Origin of the sequence: Stutzerimonas sp. Brlt_14 (genome assembly GCF_051948915.1) — a bacterium.
Lineage (GTDB): Bacteria > Pseudomonadota > Gammaproteobacteria > Pseudomonadales > Pseudomonadaceae > Stutzerimonas > Stutzerimonas stutzeri.
On record NZ_JAYJLM010000004.1, the window covers coordinates 236,573 to 254,250 of the forward strand.

Genomic DNA, 17,678 nt, shown 5'->3' on the forward strand with positions numbered 1-17,678 from the left:
CTAATCGCATTTTAGGGTTGACAGCAGGGTTTGGAACCGTAAAATGGCGCGCCTCTGAGGCGGGAACGTAACGCCAAGGAGCTGGAATGCTAGTTGTTCCGCGATAGCTCAGTCGGTAGAGCAAATGACTGTTAATCATTGGGTCCCTGGTTCGAGTCCAGGTCGCGGAGCCAAATTCCAATCGGGGTATAGCGCAGTCCGGTAGCGCGCCTGCTTTGGGAGCAGGATGTCGGGAGTTCGAATCCCCCTACCCCGACCATTTTTGGGTCGTTAGCTCAGTTGGTAGAGCAGTTGGCTTTTAACCAATTGGTCGTAGGTTCGAATCCTACACGACCCACCATACAGGCTTGCTCGGCAAGCATGAAAAGCTGGATGTCCATACGGGCGTCCAGCTTTTTTATTGCCTGCCGTTTATTGCTTGCCAGATGGCGCACCGCTCGGGTGCGCCATCAATGCGTCAATGGAGTTTCAAGCGTGGTTCGGTACTACGGCTGAGCTTGTCGCCCAGCATCATCAGTAGCGTGCGCGGCATGCCGTACAGTGCGATCTGGTGCATGCGGTACAGCGAGATATAGAACATCCTCGCCAGCCAGCCCTCGAGCATGACGTTGCCCGTCAAATTGCCCATCAGATTGCCCACGGCCGAGAAGGTCGAGAGCGATATCAGCGAGCCGTAATCCTTGTAGCGGTAGGTCGGTAGGGGTTTGCCTTCCAGTCGGTTGCGGATCGACCGGGCCAGCATCGACGCCTGCTGGTGGGCTGCCTGGGCGCGAGGCGGCACGTTGCGGTCGCTGTCCGGCTGCGGGCAGGCGGCGCAGTCGCCGAAGGCGAATATGTTCTCGTCGCGGGTGCTCTGCAGGGTGGGGTGGACGACCAGTTGATTGATCCGGTTGGTCTCCAGCCCATCGATTTCATGCAGGAAGGCAGGTGCCTTGATACCGGCCGCCCAGACCTTGAGACTGGCCGGCACGAATTCACCCTGCTTGGTGTGCAGGCCGTCGGCGGTGACTTCGCTGACCGCTGCGCCGGTCAGCACCTTCACACCCAGGTCGAGCAGTGTCTGGTGTACCGGTTGGCTGATGCGCTCGGGCAGTGCCGGCAAAACCTTCGGGCCGGCCTCGATGAGCGTGATCTTCACATCTTCCGGCTTGATTCCATCGAGGCCATAGGCGGCCAGTTCCTTGGCTGCATGCAGCAGTTCGGCGGCCAGTTCGACACCGGTGGCGCCAGCGCCGACGATGGCCATGCTGATGCCGCTCGGCCCGGTTTCACCGGCATGTGCCTTCATGTAACGGCTCAGCAGCTGGCGATGGAAGCGTTCGGCCTGCTCGCGGGTATCCAGGAAAATGCAGTGCTCGGCGGCCCCGGGGGTTCCGAAATCGTTGGTCGTGCTGCCGACCGCTATCACCAGGGTGTCGTAATTCAACGCACGCGAGGGCACGAGCTCCACGCCGAACTCGTCGCGTGTGGCTTCCAGGCGGATGCACTTGTTCGCACGGTCCAGGCCGGCCATGCGGCCCATCTGGAACTCGAAGTGATTCCACTTGGCTTGCGCCACATAGTTGAGCTCGTCGGCTGACGAGTTCAGCGAGCCGGCTGCCACTTCATGCAGAAGCGGCTTCCAGATGTGGGTGAGATTCGCGTCGACCAGGGTGACCCTGGCTTTGCCGCGCTTGCCCAGGGTTCTACCCAGGCGGGTAGCAAGCTCCAGGCCGCCAGCGCCGCCGCCGACGATTACGATTCGATGTGACATGGGAATGACTCATAGCTGCAAGAGAAACGGCGGCGCGACGGGGCGAGCGAGGCTCAAAGCACCAGGCGGCTCAGGAGGCGGCTCAGAAGCCCGAGGCCGACTACCACCGCCAGCACGACGAGCAGCAGGATCCAGGGGCGAAACGGCTGGCGTTCGACCTGATGCTGCGGGGCGCGGAGGTATTCATCGACGCGCTGCTGGTCTTCGGGGTTCAGGCGGCTGGGCATAGGCACCTCGAGTAGAATGCAGGCATTCTAGCTGCGCGGGGTCAAAAGCCAAGCGCGAAGTGCGGCGCTTTGCCGCGCAGGGGAAGGAGCATGCCGGCAGGCATGCTCGGCGCGGATCAGGTGTTCTTCAGCTTTCGCAGGTTGCCGATCACTGATTCCAGGGCGCGGTCGAACAGCAGGGTATCGTTGAGCAGGCGAATGGCGCCGCGCTGGAACTCGCTGGCCAGGCCCATGCGGGTCTTCTCCAGAACCTTCATGCCGGTGCGGTTGACGAAGATGTACTTGCCGGTGGGCTTGATCACCGCGGCCAGCTTGCAGCGCAGCTTGTGCTCTTCATCCTCCTGGAATTCCACCCAGCTGCCGACTCGCAGATTGTCCACCTGGATCAGCGCTTCGTCGTTGTCCGGCAGGCTGATTTCCGGCTCGGGCTCGCGGCTCTCGCCGGGTGCCAGCAGCACGATCTCGTCCACCACCTCGACCATGGTCGGCGCAGCTTCGACCGCTGCGGCGGCGATCGACTCGCCTGACGCGTCAGCGGCCGGTCCGGATGCGCCTGGAGTGGCTTGCGGTTGCTGAATGCGTTGCAGGGTCTGTACGTGCAGTGCTTCGAGCTGGGTGAAAAAGTCGCCGGTGGAGAAGGGGTCGAACGCGGCGCTGACCAGCCCCTCACGCAATGCCTTGAGCAGGCTCGGGACCAGCTCCAGCAGACGCGCGCGGGATTCGTCGTCCTCGTGGGGAGTCACGCTCCACACAAGGTCATCCATGGTGTCCAGGGCTGCCTGCCATTCCTCGGACTGGGTGCCGTGCTTCAGGCAGGTGAGCAGCAAAACCTTGCTCCAGGCCTCCTGCAGCAGGCGCACCACCACTTCCGGCAGGGTCTTGCCCAGCAGGCGCTGGTTCAGCGCGTGCTCGACTTCCTGGCGAGCGATTTCAGCCTTGGCGCGACCCTCTTCGGCGTCACGGGTGCGCTGCTCGAGCAGTTCGCTGCGGCGTCGCTCGTCACCGATGAAGGCGAGGAAATCGGCCAGAAGCTCGGAGAAGATCGCCGGATCATCGACGAAGTCGTTGAGCAGGCGGGCCACAATCTGCTCGATCTTCTGATAGAGGCTGTCGCGTTGCGCCTCGTCCTGATCGCCCCAGCCCATCGCTGCCGACGCGATTTCGTTCAGCAGGCGGCGCGCAGGGTGACTGCCGCGGCTGAAGAAGGTCTTGTCGATTACCGCGACCTTGAGCAACGGGATCTGCAGGCGCCCGATCAGGGCCTTGAGAGAATCCGGCAGGGTACGGTCGTCTAGAATGAACTCGAACAGCATGGAGACGAGGTTGATGACGTCGTCATCGATCTCGCCAACCACCCGCGATTTTCCGGTCTTGGCACTTACCCGGCTCAGCAGGCTGCCGAGCTGCTCTTGCAGATCGAAATCGTCGACCGTCTGTGGCGCGCGGGTCTGCATGTGCGACAGCAGGCGGAGCAGGTCTCCGCTGGAGATCGGAATGGCGTCGCTGGGCACGTTGCGGGCAGGCAGAACACTACTGCCGCGCAGGTCGGACAGCAGGTTGTGCAAGGCGCTGAAAGCGGCTTCCTGTAGCCCCTCGTCGACATGGACCGGCTGGCTATGCGTCGCTGGCGAGGTGTGGCTGGCAGCCGGACCGCCCGGGCGCTGCTGCCGGCGCGGCGGTGCAGACTGGAGTTCGGGCAGGATGCCGGCAGCCACCAGGGTCTGATTGGCTTCGGCATATAGCTGGTCGATATCGCCAAGAACATGCTTCTCGAACAGCTTGAAGATGATCAGCTTGACCTTGATCTGCACGCCCAGGCTGCTGCTGGCTTCGATGAAATAATCACAGAGCGCATGAGGGCCGAGGGGGTTGCTCTTGTCGTCGAGCTTCTTGCTGATCAGCGCGTTCATGCGCGTGGTCAGGTGGCCCAGCGGCTGGGCGGCACGACTCATGACCTTGGCGACCATGGTGTCGACGGCTACGGATTCTTCCAGCTCGTCGTTCTGCACCAGGGAAAGGCTGTCGAAGGAGACGGCATCCAGCGCGGGCGGCTCGCCGATTTCATACTGGTTGAGCTTGGCGAATGCTTCGAACAGCTGCTGCAGGAAGCCGCGTTCGATGTTGCGGCGCTTCATGCGCAGGTCGCGCATAGCCTCGAAAAAAGCGTTCTGTTCGGCGTTACTGGTCGCGCGATCGGCGATCTCGAAGAGCGAGTCATCGGCGTTGTCGAACAGCGATTGCAGCGCCTGACGCAGTTGCTGGGCGGCCTTGTCGCGCACGCTGATGAGCGCCACCGGAAGGCGGCCTGCCGGTGAAGACGGCTTGTGCTCAGGGGCAACCTTGTTCAGGTGCACCACTTTCGCATCGGTTCGCATCGAGACTCTCCTGCGGTCGCCTGCTTTGCGGCGGTCACAACGCTTGAATTCGGCAGCGTCTTATATAGGTAACCAAGTCGGCAGGGCAAGGCGGAAGGTACCGGGCGAGCCCGCAATCTTGTGCGGGTTTCTTCTGTCGAACCGGATCCAGACGCAGCATAGCCGAGCGCTTTGATTTTACAACGACGCCTCGTCAGCAAGTATCGTCAGTTAGGTGGCGTCAATATTCTTGGAGGGGATTATAAGCATTGTGCTCCCCTGCCAAGGTCAGTTTTTCATTGGACATGACCTGGCTCACAGATGCTCGCAGGTTTTCCGCCAGGAGGTTAAAAAAAGCCGGTCGAGCGACCCGTAGGCTGTCGGCAGCTTGACGCTGCCGCGGTCGGTGCGAGCCTTTATACTCCGCGCAAACTCGAGGAGCCCGACATGCCGAATCTCAGCCTTGCCGATCTATCCGCAGAAATTGATGCCAATGCACGCCGCGCCTTAGCCGAAGATGTCGGCAGCGGAGATATCACCGCGCAGCTGATCCCTGCCGAGCGGTTGGCACATGCCTCGGTCATCACGCGCGAGGCGGCGGTGATCAGTGGAACCGCATGGGTCGACGCGGTGTTCCGGCAGGTGGACTCTCGGGTCGCAGTCCACTGGCAGGTCGCCGACGGGGACCGGGTGGAGGCGGACAAGGTGCTGTTCCACCTGGAAGGGCCGGCTCGGGCGTTGCTGACCGGCGAGCGCAGCGCGCTGAATTTCCTGCAGATGCTGTCGGGTGTGGCCACTCGTTGCCGACACTACGCCGACATGGTCGAGGGCACGGGCGTGCGCCTGCTGGACACTCGCAAGACTATTCCAGGCCTGCGCCTGGCACAGAAGTACGCCGTGACCTGCGGGGGCTGCCATAACCACCGGATCGGCCTCTATGACGCTTTTCTGATCAAGGAGAACCACATCGCCGCCTGTGGCGGGATCGCCGAGGCGGTGGCGGCTGCGCATCGCATCGCGCCGGGCAAGCCGGTGGAAATCGAGGTGGAGAGCCTCGACGAGCTCGAGCTGGCGCTGGGGGCAGGGGCGGATATCGTCATGCTCGACGAACTGACGCTCGACGACATGCGCACGGCCGTGGCGATCACGGCGGGCCGGGCCAAGCTCGAAGCATCAGGTGGAATCAGCGACGACACGCTACGCAGCGTTGCACAAACCGGCGTGGATTACATTTCGATCGGGGCGCTGACCAAGCATGTACAGGCGGTGGACCTGTCGATGCGCTTGCGTCAGTAGGAGAGGGGCGCCTGGCGCAGTGGCTGCGCCAGGCGATGGATCAGTGACGGCTCTTCAGGCCGAAGTTTTCGTGCAGGGTGCCGGGGGTATCGTCGCCTTTGGGAGCGTAGTCCTTGGGCGGTTCGGTGAAGGCCGGCGAGGAGAGCCGCTCGCGCGAGCCATGGTTTTCCTCGTGCAGGGCGGCCATCAGGCGCTGGCGGGTCTGCTCGTCGAGCGCCAGGCGGCTGGCACCATCGGACAGGTGTTCCTGGATGTCCTGGTAGTTCTGGGTGAGCTTGCGCAGCAGGCTGGCAGTGGTGTTGAAGTGGGTGACCACTTCGCTCTGATAGGTGTCGAAGCGCTCTTGCAGGTCGTCGACCTGACGCTGTGTGCGGTTGGGTGCGCTGCTGCGCGCCACCAGATAACCGATGGCGATGCCGGCGATCAGGCCGACGATCGGGAGCAACCAGGTCGCGAGGGTCTGTTCCACGAGTCCTTCCTCTATATAAACGGCTGTGCTTACGTTAACGTCTCGTACCTGCTCTGTATACCGCAACGCGAGGCGGCGGTTATCGGCAGCTAGTTAGCAAGACGAGTCGACTCGTCCCAAGGTCACGGAGTTCCTGTTTTGTTGAAACGCGAAGAGCCCCTCTCTATCGATGGCCCCTGCGGGGTGCTGGAAGCGCTGTATTTTGATCAGCCGCAGGCCCGCGGCCTGGCGCTGATCTGCCATCCGAACCCAGTCAAGGGCGGCACCATGCTGAACAAGGTGGTCTCGACCCTGCAGCGCACCGCGCGGGATGCCGGCTACAGCACGCTGCGCTTCAATTACCGGGGTGTCGGCGGCAGTGCCGGCGCGCATGACATGGTCGAGGGTGAGGTGGATGACGCCGAGGCCGCGCTGCGCTGGCTGCGCCAGCAGAACCCCGAGCTGCCGCTGACGCTGCTGGGGTTCTCCTTCGGTGGGTTCGTTGCCGGCAATCTGGCCGGCCGATTGAACGCCGAGGGCGTGACGGTGCAGCGGTTGATGATGGTGGCACCGGCGGTGTCGCGTCTTGCGGCGCTGTCGTTGGCTGAAGATTGTCAGCTTACGATCATCCAGCCGGAGCAGGACGAGGTGATCGATGCCGAGTCCGTGTATGCCTTTTCTGCGCAGCTGCAGCACCCCCACGAGCTGCTGAAAGTGGCAGAATGCGGCCACTTTTTTCACGGCAAGCTGGTGGAGCTGAAGGAACTGGTCGTCCCGCGGCTTTGATGCTGCGTGCCAATCCCCCTCCGTCGCGCTGCAACGATTCGAGAATGACTGCATGACTACCCGCATCCTGACCGGTATCACCACGACCGGTACGCCGCATCTGGGCAACTACGCCGGAGCGATCCGCCCGGCCATCCTCGCCAGCCGCGACGCGGCCGCCGATTCGTTCTACTTCCTCGCGGACTACCATGCGCTGATCAAGTGCGACGATCCGCTACGCATCCAGCGCTCGCGTCTGGAAATCGCCGCGACCTGGCTGGCCTGCGGCCTCGATGCCGAGCGCGTGACCTTCTACCGCCAGTCGGATGTGCCTGAGATTCCCGAACTGACCTGGCTGCTGACCTGCGTCACCGCCAAGGGCCTGCTCAACCGCGCCCATGCCTACAAGGCGTCGGTGGACAAGAACGTGGAGAACGGCGAAGACCCGGATGCCGGAGTCACCATGGGCCTGTACAGCTATCCGGTGCTGATGGCGGCGGACATCCTGATGTTCAACGCGCACAAGGTGCCGGTGGGGCGTGACCAGATCCAGCATGTGGAAATGGCCCGTGACATTGCCCAGCGCTTCAATCATCTGTTCGGCAACGGCCGCGAGTTCTTCACCCTGCCCGAAGCGGTGATCGAGGAGAGCGTCGCCACGCTGCCCGGTCTCGATGGGCGCAAGATGTCCAAGAGTTACGACAACACCATCCCGCTGTTTGGCAGTGCCAAGGAGCTGAAGGCGGCGATCGCACGCATCGTCACCGACTCGCGCCTGCCGGGCGAACCGAAGGATCCGGACAACTCCCACCTGTTTACGCTTTACCAGGCCTTTGCCACCGCGCAGCAGCAGGCTGCCTTCCGCCAGGAGCTGCTCGATGGCCTGGCCTGGGGCGATGCCAAGCAACGTCTGTTCGAGCTGCTCGACAACGAACTGGGCCAGGCGCGCGAGCTGTATCACCAGCTCATCGCCAAGCCGGCCGAGCTGGAAGACATTCTGCAGGCGGGAGCGGCCAAGGCACGCCGGATCGCCACACCATTTCTCGGCGAGTTGCGCGAGGCGGTGGGGCTGCGCAACTTCAGCAGCGAAGTGAAAAGCGCGGCGCCGACCAAGAAGAACTCCAGCAAGACCGCTCGTTTTGCCAGCTTCCGCGAGGCCGATGGCGCCTTCCGTTTCCGCTTCTTCGCCGCCGACGGCGAGGAGCTGCTGCTGTCCCGTCCGCTGAGCAATCCGAAGGCCATCGGCAGCCTGACCCAGCGCCTGATCGCCGGTGGCCCGGATGCCCTGGAACTTCGCGAGGACGAAGGTGATCAATTCACCCTGTGGCTGGACGACGAATGCATCGCCGACAGCCCGCACTACGAGAGCGCCGAAGCGCTCGACGCCGCCATGTTGCGGGTGCGCGAGGCGCTGGCCACGCTTGTCGAGTAACGCTGCTGGCAGGCCGGGCGCGGCCGATGGGTGCGCTCGGCGACGCGGTGATTTCCAAGTACGGGTGTCCCAGGAGGGCTGACGCTTGAACGACCTGAGTAAATTGCCAACCACCGAGGGCGCCGCTAAAGTGGCGGCCCCGTTTCACTACCCAGACTCCGCCATGACTCCTCTTGAGCGCTATCAGGCCGACCTGAAACGTCCTGACTTCTTCCACGATGCCGCCCAGGAAAACGCGGTGCGTCACCTGCAGCGTCTGTACGACGATCTGGTGGCAGACGATCGCAGCAAGAGCGGCTTGCTCGGCAAGCTGTTCGGCAAGAAGCAGCAGGGTCCGATCAAGGGCATCTACTTCTGGGGCGGCGTCGGCCGCGGCAAGACCTACCTGGTGGATACCTTCTTCGACGCGCTGCCCTTCGAGCAGAAGATGCGCACGCACTTCCACCGCTTCATGAAGCGCGTGCATGAGGAAATGAAAACCCTCAAGGGTGAGAAGAACCCGCTGACCATCATCGGCAAGCGTTTCGCCGACGAAGCCCGGGTCATCTGCTTCGACGAATTCTTCGTCTCCGACATCACCGATGCGATGATTCTCGCCACGCTGCTCGACGAGCTGTTCAAGAACGGCGTGAGCCTGGTGGCGACGTCCAACATCGTGCCGGACGGTCTGTACAAGGACGGTCTGCAGCGTGCGCGCTTCCTGCCGGCGATCGACCTGTTGAAGAAGCACACCGAGATCGTCAATGTCGACAGTGGCATCGACTATCGCCTGCGTGCGCTGGAGCAGGCCGAACTGTTCCACTTCCCCCTCGATGCCGAGGCCGAACAGAGCCTGGAGCGCAGCTTCAAGAGCCTGCTGCCGGAGAACTGCCGGGTCGTTAACAACGACGCACTGATGATCGAGAACCGTGAAATCCGCGCGGTGAAGACCGGCAACGACGTGGCCTGGTTCGAGTTCCGCGAGCTCTGCGACGGGCCGCGCAGCCAGAATGACTACATCGAGCTGGGCAAGATATTCGGTGCCATCCTGCTGGCCAACGTCGAGCAGATGAACGTCACCAAGGACGACATGGCGCGCCGTTTCATCAACCTGGTGGACGAGTTCTACGACCGCAACGTCAAGCTCATCATTTCCGCCGAAGTGGAACTGAAGGACCTCTACACCGGAGGTCGTCTGGAGTTCGAATTCCAGCGGACCCTGAGCCGGCTGCTGGAGATGCAGTCCCACGAGTACCTGGCGCGTCCGCACAAGCCCTGACCGTGAGCCGGTCGCGAAGACCTGTTCTTCGCGGCCGGGGTCGCCCGCATGATTACTACGCTGTTGTCGGAGCGGTCTCCCTGCCAGGCCGCCCGCTGCAGTCGGCTGCCCGCTTCGGCACGCCATGGCTGTTTCCGTGTTTGCCCTAGGATGCCGGCCGGTACTTCTGCCGGTAGTGGTTCGGCGATAGCTCCGTGTGCTGGCGGAACAGGCGGGCAAAGAAGCTGGCATCGTCGTAGCCCACTTCGTAGCTGATCGTCTTGATGCTTTTGCCGGTAGTGGCGAGCAGGCTCTTGGCCGTCTCGATGCGCAGGCGTTGCAGATAGTGCAGCGGCTTGTCGCCGGTGGCGGCCTGAAAGCGCCGCATGAAGTTGCGGATGCTCATGCCGTGCTGGCGAGCGACGTCCTCGAAGCGGAATTTCTCTGCGTAGTTGGCCTCAAGCCATTCCTGGATCTGCAGGATGCGGGTATCCAGGTGCAGCTTCTGCCCGCCGAAGCCCAGTCGGCCCGGGCTGTAGCTGCGCTGCAGTTCGAACAGCACATCGCGCGCCATGCCTTGGGCGACATGGGCGCCGCAGAAGCGCTCGATCAGGTACATGTACAGGTCGCAGGCCGAGGTCGTGCCGCCGGCGCAGTAGAGGTTGTCGCTGTCGGTGAGGTGCTTGTCGGCGCTGAATTGGACCCCAGGAAAGCGCTCGGCGAACTCCCCGGCGAAGCGCCAGTGGGTGGTCGCCTCGCGGCCTTCCAGCAACCCGGCCTGGGCCATCCAGAAAGCTCCGGTGGCTTCGCCGCAGATGACGCTGCCGGCGGCATGGCGTTCGCGCAGCCAGCGGGCGACTTGCGGGTAGCGCGCGCAGAGCGCGTCGAAATCGCCCCAGAACGCCGGCAGGATCAGCATGTCGGCATTGTCCAGCGCGCCATCCACGGCAATGCTGGTTCCGCTGAACGTGCTCACCGGACCGCCGTCCGGGCTGACCAGGCGGGTTTCGAATGCCGGTTTGAGCTCAAGGCCGAGCTGGCGGCCGTAGCGCAGGCTAGCCATATGGAAAAAGTCCTTGGCCTGCATGAGCGTCGAGGCGAAAACCCCTTCGGTGGCCAATATGCTGACGCGCTGGATCGAGGCGAGATGGGTCATACGATTCTAATTATTGTGGGATTTCAGGGTAAATCAGCCGTGCGGCGGCTGGAGCGTCCTATTTTTCCAGGGCAAAGTCCAGTACGAACTCAGCGCGTCGCGTTGAACGGCGTGGGCGGTGCGGCGTCGAATCGCTGATGCAGAGGAGCGAAACATGAGCCAGATCAGTCACTATCCCGCTGCCCCGTTCGGCGACTGGGATGGCAGTCCTGCCGCGGCACGAGCGATGCAGCTGACGCTGGCTGCGCAGGTGCGGCTGCAGGACGATTTCCCAGCGCTGCGCCTGATCGCCGGGGTGGATGTCGGCTTCGAGGACGGCGGCACCATCACCCGGGCGGCAGCGGTGCTGCTGGATGCCGATACCCTGGAATTGGTGGGCAGCAGCCTGGCGCGAATCCCCACCAACATGCCGTACGTGCCCGGCCTGTTGTCGTTTCGCGAGCTGCCGGCCGTGCTGCAGGCGCTGGCGGAACTGCCGGCAGTTCCCGACCTGATCTTCTCCGACGGCCACGGCATCGCCCACCCGCGGCGCCTGGGCATCGCTGCGCATCTGGGGGTGGTGACCGGCCTGCCCACCATTGGCGTGGCGAAGAAGCTGCTCACCGGCGAGCATGACGAGCTGGACCTGCAGCGCGGTGCCCGGGTGGCGCTGCGCGACAAGAAGACCGGCGACGTGATCGGCTGTGTGCTGCGTAGCAAGGACAAGGTGCGGCCGTTGATCATCTCGCCGGGCAACCGGGTCAGCCTCGCCACGGCGCCGGAGCTGGTCATGCGCTACGTGACCCGCTACCGCCTGCCGGAACCGACGCGCCTGGCCGACCGGCTCGCCTCGCGGCGCGAGGAGAAGGCAGCCAGTCGGCGGCTGGCCGCGCTCAGGTAAGAGCGGGACACATCAGGCCATACTGGCGCCGGACGCTGCGCTTGCAGCGGGTGTCATGCAGGCGCTAGCCTGCTCGCCTGCCTTCAGCATGGGCCTTCCCACGATGCACCTGGATTCCGCCACCGGCTGGTGCCATGGCGTGCGCCACTGCCCCTCGCCGAACTTCAATCAGCGCCCGGCCGGCGAGATTTCCTTGCTGGTGATCCACAACATCAGCCTGCCGCCAGGCCAGTTCGGTACCGGCAGGGTTCAGCAGTTCTTTCAGAACTGTCTGCAGTGCGACGAGCATCCTTTCTTCGAAGAGATCGCCGGGCTGCAGGTCTCCGCACATTTTTTCATCGAGCGTGATGGCGCCATCACTCAGTTCGTCTCCTGTCTGGATCGGGCCTGGCATGCCGGTGTGTCCTGCTTCGACGGCCGCGAGGGCTGCAACGACTTTTCCATCGGTATCGAGTTGGAAGGCACCGACCACGAGCCGTTCAGCGAGGCGCAGTACCAGGCGCTGATCGAGCTTTGCCGGCTGCTGCAGTGTGCATATCCGGCGATCACGCCCGAGCGTGTATGCGGCCACAGCGACATCGCGCCGGGACGCAAGACCGATCCGGGGCCGGCCTTCGACTGGCTGCGCCTGCGGGCGGCCTCCATTACCTGCTGACGAAAGGAAGGGACGATGAGTTTTCTGGTGATCCTGCTCGTGCTGCTGGTGGACAAGTTCTCCGACTGGCGACCACGCCTGCAGCACGACGGCCCCTGGCTGACCAGGCTGCGTCAGGCCGAAGCCAATCCGCGCCTGCGGGATGCGCCCTGGCTGACGCTGCTGCTGTTGGTCGTGTTGCCGGTGGTGCTGCTCGGTCTGCTGCTGGAGGTCCTGGAGCCGCTGGCCTATGGCTGGCTGGCCCTGCCGGTGCACTTGCTGGTACTGCTCTACAGCCTCGGGCGCGGTCACGCCAAGGCCGAGCTCGGCGCCTTCCGTGATGCCTGGCGGCGCGGCGACGAAGAAGCCGCAGCACTGGCTGCCGAGCGTGATGCCGGCCTGCGCGAGAATGACCCGGCCAGCCTGATGCACGCGGTGCAGACGCGACTGTTGTGGAAGAGCTACGAAGGCTTCTTCGCCGTGATCTTCTGGTATCTGCTGCTCGGACCGATGGCGGCTCTGGCTTATCGGCTGCTGGCGTTGTGCGTCGAGCACGCCCAGCACGACGAGCTGCGCGAACGCGCCGAGCAGTTGCGACATGCGTTCGACTGGCTGCCGGTGCGTCTGCTGCTGGGGAGCTTCGCCCTGGTCGGCAATTTCGTTGCGGTCAACCGCGCGCTGCTGCACGAGCTGCTGAGCTGGGACGTGTCGGCTCGGCGCCTGCTGGCCGATGCCGGGCCCCTTGCCGCCGACCTGCCCGCTGCGATCAACGGCGAAGCCGGCATCGCTCGCCTCGACGGCCTGGCGGCGTTGCTGGTACGCACCCGCGTGCTGTGGTACGCGGTGATCGCGGTGCTGACGCTGCTGGCCTAGTTTGTGTAAACCTGGCCCGCACAGCGGGCACAGGCCACTCGCTTGGCGTTGACTGACGCAGTTCTGAATACGCCGCCATACGGCCGCTGTATGGCGCAAACCGGCTCGCAACGCTGCAGAGCTCAGGCTAGACGCTTCGCAGCTCGGGCGACCGCTGGTCGTTGGCGAGCCATCAGTTAGCCATTACCTTAAGTTACAAATTCCGCTACCGATATCCCGTATAACCCGGGCAGATGCCACTCTCTGACGAGCCCTGCTGCGCGCTGCAATTGCGTGCAAGCCCATACCAATAAGATTTGGGAGACGTCGTGTGAATAGCCTGTTGTATCCCGCGATCGCGTTCATGAACCGCCTGAGCTTCGGCATGAAGTTCAGTCTGGTCAGCGTCCTGTTCTTCGTTCCCATGCTGCTGAGCAACTACTACCTGGTGCGCGAGTCGTACCGGGCCTTCGTCGGCACGCGAACGGAGCTGCAGAGTCTCGAGCTGCTCGGCTCGACACTGCAGGTGCGGCGCAGCATGGAGGATTGGAAAGACCTCGTGCACATCGAGTCGATCATCGGCCAGACCGGCAATGTCGAGGCGTTGCAGACGCGTCTGAACCGTGTCGAAAGCGAGCTGACGGCGCAGCTGCAGGCGCTGGCCCCCGTTGGCGATGCGCCCGAGCAGGTGGCCGAATTCAATGCCCGGCGCGACGAACTGGTGGCTGGCCTGCGGGCTGCCCAGGCCGAGCAATCGCTGCAGTCCAAGGCGGCCATGGCCGAGACGCTGCTGGGTCAGTCGCAGGTGATGATCAAGCTCGTCGCCGGTCAGTCCGGCCTCAGCCAGGATCTCGAGCGTGAGGTGCGTCAGTTGGCCGAGCTGCTGACCACGGTAACCCCGGCCATCAGCGCATCGCTCGGCGAAGGACGTGCGGTGGGCTCCTACACCTTCGGCCAGGGCTACCTGAACTCCGATGCCAGCAATACGCTGGACAACCTCGTGCTGGAACTGGAAAAGCAGCAGGCGCAGTACGCCGCACAGTTGCAGGACGCCCTCGGCGCGAGCCAGGCCGCGCGAACCCGGCTCGACGCTTTCGCTACGGCCAGCCGCGAGTCCCTGCAGGCGAGCAGCGACATCCTGCAGGACGAGGTGATCATGGCCGACGCGCTGGACCAGCCATGGGAACAGTTCTATGAGCGCATCAGCGCCGAGATGGCCAAGACCTACGAGCTGAACGACGCCATCCTGACATTTCTCGACGTGGAGCTCGCCGAACGGTTGGAACAGAAGCGCCTGCTGATGACGTTGCTGCTCTCGGCCCTGGCGGTGGTGTTGTGTCTGGTGGCCTACCTGTATGCCGGCTTCTACGCTTCGACGCGCGCCTCGTTGCACAGCCTCGGCAGGATCATGGACAAGGTCGCCGCCGGCGACATGACCGCGCGCTATCAGGTACAGAGCCGCGATGAGCTCGGCGAGCTGGGCCAGGTGTTCAACACTACCGTGGCGCAGATCCGTGAACTGATCGAGCGGGTCGGCCAGACCGTCGCCGAGGTGGAACGCCAGGCCGGACGGGTGGAGAGCGTTTCCGGCGAAAGCAACCAGACGGTGTCCGAGCAACGCGGCCAGATCGAGCAGGTGGCCACTGCCATGAACGAGATGTCGGCCACCGCCCAGGCGGTCGCCACCAGCGCCGAAGCCGCGGTGGGCAGCGCCCAGAGCGTCAACGAAGAAACCGTCAACGGCCGTGCCCTGGTGGTCGCGCAGGTGGGCGGGATTCAGCGTCTGGCCAGCGAGATCGAGCAGTCGGTCACCGTGATCAACCAGCTCGCCGGTGACAGCCAGGCGATCAGCCAGGTGCTGGACGTGATCAAGACCATCGCCGAACAGACCAACCTGCTGGCCCTCAACGCGGCCATCGAGGCGGCCCGCGCCGGCGAGCAGGGACGCGGTTTCGCGGTCGTGGCCGACGAGGTGCGCGGACTGGCACAGCGCACGCAGAAATCCACGGCGGAAATCGAGCAGATGATCGCGCGCCTGCAGAACGGCGTCGGCGCGGCGGTCAAGACCATGCATGCCAGCCATGCGCTGGCCGAAGACACCGTCGGCCAGTCGGCGCAGGTGGAGCAGGCGCTGGAGCACATCCTCGATGCGGTCGGCCTGATCGTCGATCAGAACCAGCAGATCGCCGCAGCCGCGGAGCAGCAGACGGCGGTGGCTCACGATATCGATCGCAACATCGTCGCCATCAACGAGGCCGGCCAGCGCACCGCCGAGGGCGCCGGCCACACCGAGCAGGCGAGTCGGGAGCTGACCCAGCTGGTCGGGCACCTGCAGCAGCTGATCGCCGCCTTCCGCGTCTGACGGGGCGGCTCAGCGCCAGCCGAACAGTTCGCAGCTGTTGCGATAGCTGGCCGCCGCCAGCGCGTGCGCATCGATGCCCTTGAGGTCGGCCAGGCGTCGGCAGATTTCCGGCAGCAGCTCGGGGCTGTTGCGTTCGCCGGCATGGCCGGCGGGTGGAATGTCCGGCGCGTCGGTTTCCAGCACGATGGCCTCCAACGGCAATTGCCGCAGTACCCGATGCATCCGCTGCGCCTGGGGCCAGGTGCCGGCGCCGCCGAGACCGAGCCTGAATCCGAGGCGCAGATACTCGCGCGCTTCCTCCCAGCTGCCGCTGAAGGCGTGGATGACGCCGCTACGCTCGAGCTTGTAACGCTTGAGCGTGGCGATCATCGGCGCATGGGCGCGGCGCACGTGCAGCAGCACCGGCAGGGAGAAATCGGCCGCCAGCGCCAGCTGCGCCTCGAGCAACCGTTGCTGGCGCTCGATGTCCGGGTTGTCGATGTAGTAATCCAGGCCGATCTCGCCGACGGCGCAGAGCTTAGGCTCGCCGCGCAGACGCTCCAGCCAGTCGCGCAGCTGCTGCACGTGGGCGTCCTGGTGCTCCTCGAGAAACACCGGATGCAGGCCCAGCGCCGCATGCACCGAAGGTTCGTCACAGGCCAGCTGCCAGACCCGCTGCCAGTTGGCGGCATGCACCCCGAGCACCACGATGCGTTCGACACCGGCGTTCCGGGCGCGGGCGATCACCTGCGCCCGGTCATCGTCGAACATCTCGAAGTCGAGGTGGGTATGAGTGTCGATCAGCTGCACGAGAGCTCCATGCGGTCTGCGAGGGCGGGTGGGCAATGCTACCGGGACTTCAGCGGCTTTCCTCTTCGATCTGGATATCGCTGACGCCCAGTTCGCTCAAGCGGCTGGCTTCGCTGGGGCGCACCGGGTTCTCCCAGGGTGCGTCGACCGCGGCACGCGGCTCGCGGACATGATGCAGCAGGATCTCCAGCTCGGCCTGTTCGAGACCGGGCATCTCGAACGAGCTGATCAGCAGCGAGGCTGGCTCGCCATTGATGCGGTAGTGGATGCGGTAACGCTTCAGTTCGGTCATGACGGCTTCCTGCGGTGGGCGGCACTGCAATATCCGACCGCTGAAATCCGCTCAGGCTCCCGACTCGCCTTGCCCTTCCCGATCGAGCAGCCTGGCCTTGCGCGCCAAGCCCCAGCGGTAGCCGGTCAGCGCGTTCTGGCTGCCGACCACGCGGTGGCAGGGTACCAGCAGGCCGATCGGGTTGCTGGCGCAGGCGCGCGCCACCGCCCGCGCGTGGCTGCCGAGGGTTGCCGCCAGCTCGCCGTAGCGGAGTGTCTCGCCGGCGGGAATCTGCTGCAGCGCCTGCCAGACGCGCTGCTGAAAGGCTGTGCCGCGCAGGTCGAGCGGCAGCTGGGTGGCGCGCTGCGGTTCTTCCAGCTGGCTGACGATCGCCTGCAGCCAGTCGCCCAGCCCGGCCTGATCGCGGCGCAGGTCGGCGGCGGCGAAGCGCGAGCGCAGCTCCTGCTCCAGCGCGCCTTCGTCATCGCCGAACAGCAGGGCACAGATGCCCTTGTCGCTGGCGGCAAGCAGCAGCAGGCCGAGCGGACAGGGCGCCAGGGCATAGCGCAGGGTTTCGCCGGCGCCCTTGCGACGCCGTTGTGCCGGGGTCAGCGCCCGTGCCTCGGCATAGGGCGCACGGGTGCCGGAGTAACCGACGGCAAGGGCGGCATCCAATACCGAACCGGCCTCGGGCAGTTGGGCATCGAGGCGTTCACGCCGGCGCGCGGTTGCCCAGGCATGGGGCGTCAGACCGGTGCGGGCCTTGAAGGCGCGGGCCAGATGCGTCGGCGACAGGCCGATACGTGCAGCCAGCTGGGGCAGTGTCATGGGCCCGGTGGCTTCGTCGAGCAGGCGACAGGCGGCGACGACCAGCGCGTCCAGCTGCTCGCTCGGGCTTGGCCCCATTGGCGAGCAGCGTCGGCAGGGACGAAAGCCAGCGGCGCGGGCCGCTTCGCCATCGGCAAAAAAGGCCACCCGCTCGCGGGCGGGGCGGCGGGCCGGGCAGCTGGGCCGGCAGAAGATGCCGGTCGAGCGCACGGCGAAGACGAAACGCCCATCGAAGGCGGCATCGCGCTCGCACAGCGCCTGCCAGCAACGGTCTTCATCGAGCATGACGGTGCTCCAGGGAATGATGGCTCGATTGTCGGCGCTGAACGTGCTGTGCGCCAATCCAAAGCGCGCTTTCAAACTCGATGGCAGGCATGGAAGCCGGTTTGTGATT

At 64.5% G+C, this 17,678-nt stretch carries 16 protein-coding genes and 3 tRNA genes; 11 read left to right on the forward strand and 8 right to left on the reverse strand.

The genetic code is table 11. From position 1 onward, the window contains the following. The first annotated feature begins 97 nt into the window (after window positions 1-97). The 3 genes from VF716_RS11475 to VF716_RS11485 all read left to right on the forward strand — a co-directional run bounded on the left by VF716_RS11475 (window position 98) and on the right by VF716_RS11485 (window position 340). A tRNA-Asn gene (locus tag VF716_RS11475) sits at window positions 98-173 on the forward strand. A 9-nt stretch (window positions 174-182) separates the two neighbouring features. Continuing rightward, window positions 183-259, forward strand: a tRNA-Pro gene (locus VF716_RS11480). A 5-nt stretch (window positions 260-264) separates the two neighbouring features. After that, window positions 265-340, forward strand: a tRNA-Lys gene (locus tag VF716_RS11485). A gap of 117 nt (window positions 341-457) precedes the next feature. Here the strand turns inward: VF716_RS11485 and VF716_RS11490 are convergent. From VF716_RS11490 to VF716_RS11500, 3 genes are all read right to left on the reverse strand, one after another. Continuing rightward, entirely contained in the window at window positions 458-1,753 is a 1,296-nt protein-coding gene (locus VF716_RS11490) for an NAD(P)/FAD-dependent oxidoreductase (RefSeq protein ID WP_011914657.1), read from the reverse strand. Between the two features lie 53 nt (window positions 1,754-1,806). Next, the gene (locus VF716_RS11495) at window positions 1,807-1,980 is read right to left on the reverse strand and encodes a DUF3094 family protein (RefSeq protein WP_017244511.1); all 174 of its coding nucleotides are present in this window, start codon (window positions 1,978-1,980) and stop codon (window positions 1,807-1,809) included. A 116-nt stretch (window positions 1,981-2,096) separates the two neighbouring features. Further along, the gene (locus tag VF716_RS11500) at window positions 2,097-4,355 is read right to left on the reverse strand and encodes a DUF1631 domain-containing protein (RefSeq protein WP_440552709.1); all 2,259 of its coding nucleotides are present in this window, start codon (window positions 4,353-4,355) and stop codon (window positions 2,097-2,099) included. A 426-nt stretch (window positions 4,356-4,781) separates the two neighbouring features. Between VF716_RS11500 and nadC the strand changes: the two genes are divergently transcribed. Then, window positions 4,782-5,630, forward strand: a complete 849-nt coding sequence (gene nadC, locus VF716_RS11505) for a carboxylating nicotinate-nucleotide diphosphorylase (RefSeq protein ID WP_017244509.1) — start codon at window positions 4,782-4,784, stop codon at window positions 5,628-5,630. Between the two features lie 40 nt (window positions 5,631-5,670). On the opposite strand, the gene VF716_RS11510 is transcribed toward nadC, so the two are convergent. Continuing rightward, complete coding sequence (locus VF716_RS11510; RefSeq protein ID WP_013984067.1) at window positions 5,671-6,099, reverse strand: YhcB family protein; 429 nt, start codon at window positions 6,097-6,099, stop codon at window positions 5,671-5,673. A gap of 138 nt (window positions 6,100-6,237) precedes the next feature. On the opposite strand from VF716_RS11510, the gene VF716_RS11515 reads away from it, so the two are divergent. The 3 genes from VF716_RS11515 to zapE all read left to right on the forward strand — a co-directional run bounded on the left by VF716_RS11515 (window position 6,238) and on the right by zapE (window position 9,533). After that, window positions 6,238-6,864 (forward strand): alpha/beta hydrolase, encoded by a 627-nt coding sequence (locus tag VF716_RS11515; RefSeq protein WP_020305933.1) that lies wholly within the window; start codon window positions 6,238-6,240, stop codon window positions 6,862-6,864. A gap of 52 nt (window positions 6,865-6,916) precedes the next feature. Further along, window positions 6,917-8,275, forward strand: coding sequence for a tryptophan--tRNA ligase (locus tag VF716_RS11520; RefSeq protein WP_079328990.1), 1,359 nt, complete (start codon window positions 6,917-6,919; stop codon window positions 8,273-8,275). Window positions 8,276-8,438: 163 nt separating this feature from the next. Continuing rightward, window positions 8,439-9,533: a cell division protein ZapE gene (gene zapE / locus VF716_RS11525; protein WP_019405341.1), complete on the forward strand. Its 1,095-nt coding sequence runs from the start codon at window positions 8,439-8,441 to the stop codon at window positions 9,531-9,533. A 145-nt stretch (window positions 9,534-9,678) separates the two neighbouring features. On the opposite strand, the gene VF716_RS11530 is transcribed toward zapE, so the two are convergent. Further along, window positions 9,679-10,668: a GlxA family transcriptional regulator gene (locus VF716_RS11530; protein WP_106442357.1), complete on the reverse strand. Its 990-nt coding sequence runs from the start codon at window positions 10,666-10,668 to the stop codon at window positions 9,679-9,681. A 154-nt stretch (window positions 10,669-10,822) separates the two neighbouring features. Here VF716_RS11530 and nfi point away from each other — a divergent pair, with 154 nt between their 5' ends. The 4 genes from nfi to VF716_RS11550 all read left to right on the forward strand — a co-directional run bounded on the left by nfi (window position 10,823) and on the right by VF716_RS11550 (window position 15,396). Further along, window positions 10,823-11,548 (forward strand): deoxyribonuclease V, encoded by a 726-nt coding sequence (gene nfi / locus VF716_RS11535; RefSeq protein ID WP_017244505.1) that lies wholly within the window; start codon window positions 10,823-10,825, stop codon window positions 11,546-11,548. A 103-nt stretch (window positions 11,549-11,651) separates the two neighbouring features. After that, window positions 11,652-12,203, forward strand: coding sequence for a 1,6-anhydro-N-acetylmuramyl-L-alanine amidase AmpD (gene ampD, locus VF716_RS11540; protein ID WP_026006502.1), 552 nt, complete (start codon window positions 11,652-11,654; stop codon window positions 12,201-12,203). A 15-nt stretch (window positions 12,204-12,218) separates the two neighbouring features. Beyond that, complete coding sequence (gene ampE / locus VF716_RS11545; RefSeq protein WP_440552710.1) at window positions 12,219-13,055, forward strand: regulatory signaling modulator protein AmpE; 837 nt, start codon at window positions 12,219-12,221, stop codon at window positions 13,053-13,055. Between the two features lie 310 nt (window positions 13,056-13,365). Beyond that, entirely contained in the window at window positions 13,366-15,396 is a 2,031-nt protein-coding gene (locus VF716_RS11550) for a methyl-accepting chemotaxis protein (RefSeq protein WP_197860857.1), read from the forward strand. A 9-nt stretch (window positions 15,397-15,405) separates the two neighbouring features. Here VF716_RS11550 and VF716_RS11555 read toward each other — a convergent pair whose 3' ends face one another. Genes VF716_RS11555 through ada form a run of 3 tightly spaced genes read right to left on the reverse strand, consistent with a single transcriptional unit; the run spans window position 15,406 to window position 17,569 of the window. After that, the gene (locus tag VF716_RS11555) at window positions 15,406-16,185 is read right to left on the reverse strand and encodes a TatD family hydrolase (protein WP_013984059.1); all 780 of its coding nucleotides are present in this window, start codon (window positions 16,183-16,185) and stop codon (window positions 15,406-15,408) included. Between the two features lie 49 nt (window positions 16,186-16,234). Beyond that, the gene (locus VF716_RS11560; protein ID WP_125852958.1) at window positions 16,235-16,477 is read right to left on the reverse strand and encodes a hypothetical protein; all 243 of its coding nucleotides are present in this window, start codon (window positions 16,475-16,477) and stop codon (window positions 16,235-16,237) included. Window positions 16,478-16,528: 51 nt separating this feature from the next. Further along, window positions 16,529-17,569 carry a bifunctional DNA-binding transcriptional regulator/O6-methylguanine-DNA methyltransferase Ada gene (ada, locus tag VF716_RS11565; RefSeq protein WP_125883092.1) on the reverse strand — a complete coding sequence of 347 codons (1,041 nt, stop codon included), beginning with the start codon at window positions 17,567-17,569 and terminating at the stop codon, window positions 16,529-16,531. Between the last annotated feature and the right edge of the window lie 109 nt (window positions 17,570-17,678).